This is a genomic window from Amycolatopsis coloradensis (assembly GCF_037997115.1).
GTDB lineage: Bacteria > Actinomycetota > Actinomycetes > Mycobacteriales > Pseudonocardiaceae > Amycolatopsis > Amycolatopsis coloradensis_A.
This window is the reverse complement of record NZ_CP150484.1, coordinates 2,071,539-2,081,528: the sequence shown is the minus strand read 5'-3', so window position 1 is coordinate 2,081,528 and position 9,990 is coordinate 2,071,539. Positions and strand designations below refer to the sequence as shown.

Below are 9,990 nucleotides of genomic sequence, written 5' to 3'. Positions count from 1 at the left end.
GGGCATGGGGATGCCCGGGCCTTCCCCATTTCGCCGGATCACGCGAGTTCCGGTTCCAATCACGCGTGTCCCGGCTCCGGACACGGAAAAGCCCGGACACGCGAGGCGCGTCCGGGCTTTCCTGTGGTGCTACAGGCTCGAACTCAGAAGTCCATGCCGCCCATGCCACCGGACGGGTCGGCGGGAGCGGCCGAGGCCTTCTCCGGCTTGTCCGCCACGACGGCTTCGGTGGTCAGGAACAGCGCCGCGATGGAAGCGGCGTTCTGCAGCGCGGAGCGGGTGACCTTCGTGGGGTCCGGCACGCCGGCGGCGAGCAGGTCCTCGTAGACACCGGTGGCGGCGTTGAGGCCGTGACCCTGCGGGAGGGACTTGACCTTCTCCGCCACGACGCCGCCCTCGAGGCCGGCGTTGATCGCGATCTGCTTGAGCGGCGCCTCGACGGCGACCTTGACGATGTTGGCACCAGTGGCCTCGTCGCCCTCGAGCTTCAGACCGGCGAAGGCGGCCTCGGCGGCCTGGATGAGAGCGACGCCACCACCGGCGACGATGCCCTCTTCGACAGCGGCCTTGGCGTTGCGCACCGCGTCCTCGATGCGGTGCTTGCGCTCCTTCAGCTCGACCTCGGTGGCGGCACCGGCCTTGATGACGGCCACGCCGCCGGCCAGCTTCGCCAGACGCTCCTGGAGCTTCTCGCGGTCGTAGTCCGAGTCCGAGTTGTCGATCTCGGCGCGGATCTGGTTGACGCGACCCTGGATCTGGTCGGCGTCGCCCGCACCCTCGACGATGGTGGTCTCGTCCTTGGTGATGACGGCCTTGCGCGCCTTGCCCAGCAGGGAAAGGTCCGCGTTCTCCAGCTTGAGGCCGACGTCCTCGGAGATGACCTGGCCACCGGTCAGGATCGCGATGTCCTGCAGGATCGCCTTGCGGCGGTCACCGAAGCCCGGGGCCTTGACGGCGACGGACTTGAAGGTGCCGCGCATCTTGTTGACGATGAGGGTGGCCAGGGCCTCGCCCTCGACGTCCTCGGCGATGATCAGCAGCGGCTTGCCGGACTGGATGACCTTCTCCAGCAGCGGCAGGACGTCCTTGACGGTGGAGATCTTGGAGCCGAAGAGGAGGACGTACGGGTCCTCGAGCTCGGCTTCCTGACGCTCCGGGTCGGTCACGAAGTAACCGGAGATGTAGCCCTTGTCGAAGCGCATACCCTCGGTGAGCTCGAGCTCGAGCCCGAAGGTGTTGCTCTCCTCGACGGTGACGACGCCTTCCTTGCCGACCTTGTCCAGCGCCTCGGCGATGAGCTCACCGATGGTGCGGTCCGCGGCGGAGATCGACGCGGTGGCGGCGATCTGCTCCTTGGTCTCGATCTGGACGGCGGCCTTGTGCAGCTGCTCGGTGATGGCCTCGACGGCCGCCTCGATGCCGCGCTTCAGGCTGATGGGGTCGGCCCCGGCGGCGACGTTGCGCAGACCCTCGCGGACGAGAGCCTGGGCGAGCACGGTGGCGGTGGTGGTGCCGTCACCCGCGACGTCGTCGGTCTTCTTGGCAACTTCCTTGACGAGCTCGGCCCCGATCTTCTCCCACGGGTCCTCGAGCTCGATCTCCTTGGCGATGGAGACACCGTCGTTGGTGATCGTCGGCGCGCCCCACTTCTTTTCGAGCACGACGTTCCGGCCCCGCGGGCCGAGGGTCACCTTGACGGCTTCGGCGAGGGTGTTCAAGCCGCGCTCAAGACCGCGGCGGGCGTCCTCGTCGAACGCGATCAGTTTGGCCATTGCGGTGTGGTCCTCCGGTATTGGGCGCCGCCGCACGCCTACTACAGCGCGGCGGCAGGACTCTTCCTCGGCCAGGCTCGGTGCCCGCGACGGACGACCCACCCGATCAAGGGTGCGGCCTCACCGTCCCGACCTTCAGGCGAACGGTCTGGTGACCGCCCTGCCTGGCACTCGACGGCGTCGAGTGCCAATGTCGTGTTTAGCACTCTCCAGGGGAGAGTGCAAGAACCGCAGGTCAGCGCGGTGGCGTGGCTGAAGGGGACCATGCCCTCATAAGACGCGGCGAAGGACGCTTTCACCTCATCGCATGCGGTGAAAGCGTCCTTCGGCTCGGCTCGTCAGCTGCTCGGCTTGATGGAGATCGACGACGGCGGCGGCTTGAGCGACGATCCGGGAGCCTGCGACTGCGAGCCGCCGGGGCCGACCGGGATGTTCGGCGCGGTGGTCTGCGGGCCGTTGCCGCTGCTCGAATCACCGAAGATGAAGATCGCGGCGACGATCGCGCCCGCGACCACGAGGGCGCCGACGATGATCCAGATCCACTTGGCGCCGCCGCTCTTCTTGGGCTGCTGCTGGAAACCGCCCTGCTGCTGCGGCGGCGGGCCGTAACCCGGCGGTGGCCCCTGCTGGAAGCCACCCTGCTGGAAACCGCCTTGCTGCGGCGGCGGGCCGTAACCCGGCGGCGGCCCCTGCTGGAAACCGCCCTGCTGGAAACCACCCTGCTGCGGCGGCGGGCCATAGCCGGGCGGCGGGCCTTGCGGCGGGGGACCCTGCGGTCCCGGTCCCTGCTGGCCGTAGCCGGGCTGCTGTCCTCCGTACGGGTGCACGGGGCCCCCCTCTCCCTGTGGCGGCGTGTTCTGCCGTGGCGCCTGCTGCGGCGCGGTCTGCTGGACCGGCGCCGCGGCCCCGGGCGGGCCGGGGGGCTCGTTCGAAGTCGCGAGCGGGCCGAGCGCGCGCCTGGCGGCCGCGATCATCTCAACACAGTTGGGGTAGCGCTCGGCGGGATTCTTCGCCATTCCCTTCCGGACGACCTCGTCGATCCCGGCGGGCAGGCCGACGATCCGCGAGATGGCCGGGGGCTCGCCGTTCAGGTGCCCCTTGATGACCGTCTGCACATCGCCCTTGAACGGCGGGCTGCCGGTCAGGCAGGCGTAGAGGACGCAGGTGAGCGCGTACTGGTCGGTGCGGCCGTCGAGCGGCTCGCCGCGCAGGTGCTCGGGGGCCGCGTACGTCGGCGAGCCGAGGAAGTCGCCGCCGCGGGTCCGGTGCCCGGTGGCGCCGCGGCGGGTCAGGCCGAAGTCGGCGACGTAGACGTGCTCGCGCGAGGTCTCCTTGCTGGTGACCAGGACGTTCGCCGGTTTGACGTCGAGGTGCACGAGACCCCGGTTGTGCAGGGTGTCGAGCGCGTCGGCGACCTGGTCGAGCATGTTCAGCGTGCGGGCGGGCGCGATCGGGCCGCCGGAGATCAGGCCGGCGAGGTCGCCGCCGTCGACCATCCGCATGGCGATGTAGAGCATGCCTTCGAGCTCGCCGAAGTCGTACAAGGGCACGACGTTGGCATGGTCGATCGCGGACGTGTTCCGCGCCTCGTCAACGAAGCGTTCGCGGAACTCGGCGTCGGCCCCGAGGTGATCACCGATGACCTTCAGTGCCACCTTGCGTCCGAGCCGCACGTCCGTGGCCTTGTAGGTCACGCTCATGCCGCCCTTGCCGAGCACCCCGTCGATGCGGTAGTTGCCCAGCCGGCGACCGGTCAGGTCCCCCGACTCATCGCCTGTCACGCAGCGCAGCCTAACGCGCCAGTTCCCGAGGCCGCCGGGGGTCGGCCGAAGTCTCCTTAAGAGACCTTGCGGACGTCCGCCGCCTGACTCCGCCCGTCACGGCCGGACTGGACTTCGAATTCCACGCGATCACCCTCGTCGAGCGTCCGGAATCCGTCGGCCTGAATGGCCGAGTAGTGGACGAAGACATCGGGCCCTTCGGTGGATTCGATGAATCCGTAGCCCTTTTCCGAGTTGAACCACTTGACGGTGCCGACTGCCACGGCGCACTCCCTCAGCACTGGATCCGTCGGCCTTCTCTGCCCCGGCCGGCGGTTTCGAGTGCAGTTCACGCTACCCGAATTACCGGCGTCGGCAATGCTCAATTCGTCCGAAGGTCATCCGCGGGAAAGCCGCCTATTGCGCGCTTGCACGAGGACGCGTCCTGGTCCCGCGAAGTCCAGTGCGAGCCCTTCGCCGGTGCGGACCGACTGCGGGCCGGACTGGTCGACCGCGCGGAGACGGCACTGCACGGTGTCCGGGTAGGCCAGCAGGAAGTCCGGCCGGACGGTGACCAGTTCGCCCGCCGCGAGTTCGAAGGCGTCGACCGGGCCCTGCGCGGCCAGAACGAGCGGCCCGGTTCCGCTGTAGTGCTCCAGGAAGCCGGAGTCGGCCCCGAAGAGCGTCTGCAGCGGCGCCCAGCCCGGATCGTGCCGGACGGTCGCCGGCCGGGCGAGAATCGCGTCCCGGCTCACGCACCAGCCCGCCCCGCCGGTGAATTCCAGCGGGTAGACGTCACCTGCGGCCAGCGGCGCGAAGTCGATCCAACCGCCGCCCTCCGGCGCGTTGAACACCGACGGCGCGCCCTTGCCCGCTCGCGAACCGCCGCGGGAGGGAACGGTTTCGGTGATGCCGAAACTGCTGGCCAGCATGGTGTCCCCGGCGGCCTGGACGGCCTCGCCGGAGGACAGCAGCACTCGTGCGACCCCGAAGTTCGGGGTGTGCCTCGTCTGGACCCGCATGCGCTCAGCGGGCGGGGACCTGGGCGATCACCCAGGCGGACAGCGCCGACGGGTTGCGGGTCTGGGTGAGCAGCTGGCCGGGCCCGGCGAAGTCGAAGACGAGGCCTTCACCGCTCTTCATCGACTGGATGACGCCGGTGGCGACCTTGCGGATCTGGTACTGCAGGGTGTCGGCGAACGCGACGACGTGCCCGGTGTCGATGGTGATCACCTCGCCCTGCTGCAGGGTCACCGTCTCCAGTGCGCCGTAGCAGGCCACGACCAGCGGGCCCTGCCCGGTCGCGTGCGTGAGGAACCCGCCCTCGCCGCCGACGAGGTTCTTGAGCCCGCCCCATTTGGTCTCGGTCTGCACGCCGTGCGACGACGCGAGCCACGAGCCGCGGGTGACGCACCAGCCGGTGCGGCCGTCGAGGTTGATGATCTGCATGTCGCCCGGCAGGTTCGCGGCGACGTCGACCCAGCCGCCGTTCTGCGGGGCGGTGTAGGTGGAGATGAAGAACGACTCGCCGGAGAGGAAGGCGCGGCCGAGGCCCTTCATGATGCCGCCCTGCGCCTGGGACTGGACCTGCACGCCATAGCTCGTCGCCATCATCGCGCCCGACTCGACCTGCGCCGGCTCACCCGGGGCGAGCATGAGCCTCGCCACCGCGAACGAGGGCTGGTGACGGATCTGAACCTGCATGTCTTCTTCTCCCCGGTGGTGGTTGTGACGCGCAGAGTCTTGCATGCGGCCCCCGACCGAGGAGGATGGTCCGGTGATCTCCGTCGACGCCCACCGTGAGACCGTCACCGGCCTGCTCGGAAACGCCCCTGTCATCCGCCTTCCGCTCGCCGCCGCCGCGGGGCTCGTCCTCGCCGAGGACGTGCGCGCGGGGGTTTCGCTGCCGCCTTTCGACAACTCGGCGATGGACGGTTACGCCGTCCGCGCCGAAGACGTAGCGGAAGCGCCGGTGACGCTGCCGGTCGCCGAGGACATCCCCGCCGGCCGGGTCGACATCGCGAAGCTGGAGCCGGGCACCGCGCACCGGATCATGACCGGCGCCCCGTTGCCGCCCGGCGCCGACACGGTCGTGATGGTGGAGCACACGGACGGCGGTGTGACGGACGTCCGGATTCTCCGGACAGCCGTCCCGGGCGCGCATATCAGGCGCCGGGGCGAAGACGTCGTCGAGGGCACGGTGGCGCTTCCGGCCGGGACCGTGCTCGGCCCGGCGCAACTGGGCCTCGCGGCGGCCGTCGGGCTCGCCGAGGTTCCCGTGTTCAGGCCGTTGAAGGTGCTCGTCGTGTCCACCGGGACCGAACTCGTCGACGCGCCGGAACCCTTGCGGCACGGGCAGATTTACGAGTCGAACAGCATCATGCTGGCGTCGGCGATCCGCGCGCTCGGCTGCGAGGCCGAGGTCGTGCGCAGTGTGGCCGACGACGTGGACGAGTTCCGTTCGGCGATCGAGCCGCGGCTGGCGGACGCGGATCTGCTGGTGACCTCGGGCGGGGTCAGCGCGGGCGCGTACGAAGTGGTGAAGGACGCGCTGACCGGGCAGGGCGTGGAGTTCCGGAAGGTCGCGATGCAGCCGGGCGGGCCGCAGGGCTGCGGGCGCTGGAACGGCGTGCCGGTGGTGACGCTGCCGGGCAATCCGGTGAGCGTGCTGGTCTCCTTCGAAGCGTTCCTGCGGCCGGCGCTGCTCGCGGCGATGGGGCACGCGGGCGTCGACCGGCAGCAGGTGCGGGCCCGGCTGACCGAGGCGATGACCTCCCCCGCCGGACGGCGCCAGTTCCGGCGGGGCTTCTACACGCATTCCGAAGGCGAGGTCACCGGGATCGTCGGCCCGCGCGGCGGGCCTGGCTCGCATCTGCTGGCGTCGTTCACGCAGGCGAACTGCCTGATCGTGCTGCCGGAGGACGTGGACTCGGTCGAGCTGGGCGACGAGGTGGACGTCCTGCTGCTCTGACGTCGCCTTTAGCGGGCTAAACGCGATCCGCCGGGAAGTCGCGGCATCGGCCGATCGGCGTGAAGAGCAGGGCGAAGACGGCGACGACCTCGAGCCCGGCCATCAGGCCCAGCGTCTGCCGGACGCCGGCGGCCTCGCCGAGGACGCCGCCGAGCAGGCCGCCGAGCGCGATCGCCCCGAAGCTGAGCACGGACATGCTCGCGGTGACCCGGCCGAACATCGCCGCCGGGACATATCGCTGTTTGAAGGTGGCGTTGAGGACGTTCGAGCCGACGACCCCGGCGCTGAGCGAGAACCCTGCGGCGACGAAGAAGGCGAGCCCCCAGCCGCCGTTCGCGAGCGGACCGAGCAGCATCATCAGCGCCCCGAAGGCCTCGCAGAGCACGAAGGCACGGGCGGTGCCGATCCGCGCGGCGAGTTTGCCCGACAGCGCGGCACCGAAAACGCCGCCCGCGCCGACGAGCGCGAGCACGAGCCCGGCGGCGCCCGCTCCCACGCCGAGATCGCGGACGAGGAACACGACCTCGATCGACTGGTAGCCCATGAGCGCGACGTTCGAGATCGCGCCGAAGACCGCCAGGACGCGCAAATACGGGTCGTGGACGACGAAAACGAGGCCGTCGCGGATCTCGTCACGCAGCCGTGAACGCGTCTTCGCCGGGCGCTCGGGCTCGCGGTGCCGGATGGATCGCAGGCACAGCACGGAAACCCCGAAGCTGACGGCGTCGGCGAACACCCCGGCGACGGCACCGAACCAATGCGCCAAGAGACCGGCGAGCCCGGGTCCGCCGATCTGCGCGGCGGATTCGCTGCCCTGCAGCTTTTCGTTGGCCTCCTGCAGTTGCTCCTTCTCGACCAGCGAAGGCAAGTACGCGCGGTACGCGACGTTGAAGAACACCTTCGCGACGCCGCCCGCCAAGGCGACGACGATCAGCTGGGTCATCGTGAGCAGGCCGAACCAGGCGGCGACCGGGACGCTCAGGAACACCAGCATCGAGATGCCGTTGCACACCAGCATGACGGGGCGTTTCGGCCGTCTGTCGACCCAGGCGCCGGCGGGCAGGCCGATCAGCAGCCACGGCAACCAGGCGGCCGCGGTCAGCAGCCCGACCGCGAACGTGCTCGCCTGCAGGGTGACCACCGCGACGAGCGGCAGCGCGACGACGGCGATGGAACTGCCGAGCACGCTGGTCGTCTCGCCGGTCCACAGCAGCCGGAAGTCTCTGGAGCGCAGCAATCCGCCGCGTTCGCGGGTGGTCACGGGCGGGCCGGGACGACGCGGGTGGAGATGAAGACGGGACGGCGTTCCTGGCCGTCGTCCGGGATCTCGCGGTCGCTGTAGGACTTGATCAGCTCGTGGACCTTCTGTTCGAGCTCGGCCAGCTCGGCGACCGACATCTTCGCCCAGCTGTCGGTGGCGAAGGCGGCGCGATGCCACTCCTCCGGATAGCTCTCGCGTTCGGCGAACCATTGGCGCGCCATGGAAACCTGGCGTTCGAGGGCGAGGGATTCGGCGGCGGCCGCGACCGGGTCGTCGGGGAAGTCCGAGGGCGACCAGGAAACCGCGTAACTCACGCGGCGCCACCAGCGCTCACGACGGTCGCGGGCGAGTTCCGGTGCTTCCTCGACGAGATCGCTTGCGGCCAGCACCTTCAGGTGGTGGCTGACGTTCCCGACCGCCTGCCCGGTCCGCTCGGCGAGCACGGACGCCGTGCACGGGCCGTCGAGGCGGAGGACGTCGAGCAGGCGGCGCCGCAGCGGATGCGACATCGCGGCGAGCACCTTCGAATCGTGGACTTCATGAACCTCACGGTCGGCCATGACGCACAACAGTAGTTGCACAAGACCCCTTGTACAAGAGTAATTGCGGGTTCAGTGGGCCCGGGTCAGGGTGGTCGTGAGTGGCGTTTCGGGTCAGAACACGAATCGCCACTCACGACCACCGCGAGCGGGCGGCGCCACCGGGGCCACCTCGGGCAGTCCACGTAACCTCGATGGCATGGGTTTCTTCTCGTGGATCGTGTTCGGCGCCATCGCCGGATGGCTGGCCAATGTCGTGGTCGGCGGCCCGGACCGGCGGGGCGGCTGCCTGTTCAGCATCCTGATCGGCGTCCTGGGCGCGGCGCTCGGCGGCTTCGTCTACCGCCTCGCCACCGGCACCGAGCGGACCTTCGAGTTCGACTTCCCCAGCTTCGGCGTCGCCATCCTCGGTTCGATCGTGCTGCTCGCCCTGCTGCGGCTGGTGCGCGGTTCCGGGCGGAGCGATTCCTCTCGCCGATGACCGATGGAGTAACCGTTGGTAACGGTTTTCTCGCGACCGGTGATCACGGGCGTCCGGCGAACTAAAGTGGGAGTTTCGCTCAGTTCCAGTGGCCGCGTCCGGTCGCATGTGCCGTCGGGGGGCATATGCGACCGGACGCGCGTGCCTCGGCGATGACCGACGCGGCGCGGACGGGATCGATGAGCGGAGGCATCGGCGCCGCCGAAATGTCCCTCTTCCAGGCGCGGAACAGCTCGGCGAGTCGCTCGCCTGCGGGGTCCGGGCTGGCGGGCATTCGCGGGTCCTCCAGGTCGGCTATCGGCATCAACTACCTAGAGTTATCGCGTATTTCCACCTTCCGTTACCGGGATGTGGCCCCTCCCACCCGGCCCGGGGAAACCCTTCCGGGGGAGGCCACGGCCTGTCTCCGGACAGGGCGGTAGCGTGGTGGCTCTTCCTGTCCCGACCCCCCGACACGAACTGCGGTGAACCCGACCAATGAGCGGCAACCGGCCGGAAGCCACTGGTAACCCCCTCGCGCACGCCGTGAAGCTCGCCCGCGAGACCGTCCCGCCGATGCACCCGGCCGGCAGGCCGTTCGTGTTCGGCGGCCTCGCCGCGACACTGGTGCTGCGGAGGTTCTCCAAGCGCCTGGGCGTCGTCGGCGCGCTCGCGACGGCCGCCACGGCCGCGTTCTTCCGTGAGCCGAAGCGCGTCCCGCCCGCCCAGTCCGGCCTCGCGGTCGCGTCGGCGGACGGTCTGGTCTCGTTGATCGAGGAGGCCGTGCCGCCGCCCGAGCTGGGCCTGCCCGCCGAACCGCGGATGCGGGTGAGCGTGTTCCTGTCGGTGTTCGACGTGCACGTCCAGCGGGTCCCGGCGTCGGGCGTGATCGAGCGGGTCGCGTACCGGCCAGGGAAGTTCCTGTCCGCGGACCTGGACAAGGCGAGCGAGGACAACGAGCGCAACTCCGTGCTCATGCGCACCGAAGACGGCCACGAGCTCGTCGTGGTGCAGATCGCCGGGCTGGTGGCCCGGCGCATCCTCTGTGAGATCCGCGAGGGTGACAAGGTCGGCGTCGGCGCGACGTACGGCATCATCCGCTTCGGCTCGCGAGTCGACCTGTACCTGCCGCCGGGCAGCAAGGTTCTCGTCTCGAAGGGCCAGCGCACGATCGGCGGCGAGACGCCGATCGCCGAGCTGCCCACGGCGCCGCACCCGGAAGGCTGA

The 9,990-nt window shown here is 69.9% G+C and carries 10 protein-coding genes; 3 read left to right on the top strand and 7 right to left on the bottom strand.

Features of this window, described 5'->3' with window-relative positions:
- Nucleotides 1-143: 143 nt before the first annotated feature.
- The 5 genes from groL to LCL61_RS09685 all read right to left on the bottom strand — a co-directional run bounded on the left by groL (nucleotide 144) and on the right by LCL61_RS09685 (nucleotide 5,236).
- The gene (gene groL / locus LCL61_RS09705; RefSeq protein WP_005164277.1) at nucleotides 144-1,772 is read right to left on the bottom strand and encodes a chaperonin GroEL; all 1,629 of its coding nucleotides are present in this window, start codon (nucleotides 1,770-1,772) and stop codon (nucleotides 144-146) included.
- A gap of 338 nt (nucleotides 1,773-2,110) precedes the next feature.
- A complete protein-coding gene (locus LCL61_RS09700) occupies nucleotides 2,111-3,553 on the bottom strand; it encodes a serine/threonine-protein kinase (RefSeq protein ID WP_340686533.1) in 1,443 nt (480 codons plus the stop codon).
- 56 nt (nucleotides 3,554-3,609) lie between these two features.
- Nucleotides 3,610-3,816: a cold-shock protein gene (locus LCL61_RS09695; RefSeq protein WP_005164266.1), complete on the bottom strand. Its 207-nt coding sequence runs from the start codon at nucleotides 3,814-3,816 to the stop codon at nucleotides 3,610-3,612.
- Nucleotides 3,817-3,930: 114 nt separating this feature from the next.
- Nucleotides 3,931-4,554, bottom strand: coding sequence for an AIM24 family protein (locus tag LCL61_RS09690; protein ID WP_340686532.1), 624 nt, complete (start codon nucleotides 4,552-4,554; stop codon nucleotides 3,931-3,933).
- Between the two features lie 4 nt (nucleotides 4,555-4,558).
- Nucleotides 4,559-5,236, bottom strand: a complete 678-nt coding sequence (locus LCL61_RS09685) for a TIGR00266 family protein (RefSeq protein ID WP_340686531.1) — start codon at nucleotides 5,234-5,236, stop codon at nucleotides 4,559-4,561.
- 73 nt (nucleotides 5,237-5,309) lie between these two features.
- Between LCL61_RS09685 and glp the strand changes: the two genes are divergently transcribed.
- Nucleotides 5,310-6,503 (top strand): gephyrin-like molybdotransferase Glp, encoded by a 1,194-nt coding sequence (glp, locus tag LCL61_RS09680; RefSeq protein WP_340686530.1) that lies wholly within the window; start codon nucleotides 5,310-5,312, stop codon nucleotides 6,501-6,503.
- Nucleotides 6,504-6,519: 16 nt separating this feature from the next.
- Here the strand turns inward: glp and LCL61_RS09675 are convergent, their stop codons facing one another.
- Together LCL61_RS09675 and LCL61_RS09670 are read right to left on the bottom strand one after the other, a co-directional pair.
- The gene (locus LCL61_RS09675; RefSeq protein ID WP_340686529.1) at nucleotides 6,520-7,764 is read right to left on the bottom strand and encodes an MFS transporter; all 1,245 of its coding nucleotides are present in this window, start codon (nucleotides 7,762-7,764) and stop codon (nucleotides 6,520-6,522) included.
- Complete coding sequence (locus LCL61_RS09670) at nucleotides 7,761-8,324, bottom strand: helix-turn-helix domain-containing protein (RefSeq protein ID WP_340686528.1); 564 nt, start codon at nucleotides 8,322-8,324, stop codon at nucleotides 7,761-7,763. The genes LCL61_RS09675 and LCL61_RS09670 overlap by 4 nt, the downstream gene beginning before the upstream one ends.
- 178 nt (nucleotides 8,325-8,502) lie before the next feature.
- Between LCL61_RS09670 and LCL61_RS09665 the strand changes: the two genes are divergently transcribed.
- Together LCL61_RS09665 and LCL61_RS09660 are read left to right on the top strand one after the other, a co-directional pair.
- On the top strand, nucleotides 8,503-8,784 hold the full coding sequence (locus LCL61_RS09665; RefSeq protein ID WP_340686527.1) for a GlsB/YeaQ/YmgE family stress response membrane protein: 282 nt from the start codon (nucleotides 8,503-8,505) through the stop codon (nucleotides 8,782-8,784).
- A 477-nt stretch (nucleotides 8,785-9,261) separates the two neighbouring features.
- A complete protein-coding gene (locus LCL61_RS09660) occupies nucleotides 9,262-9,990 on the top strand; it encodes a phosphatidylserine decarboxylase (protein ID WP_007033423.1) in 729 nt (242 codons plus the stop codon).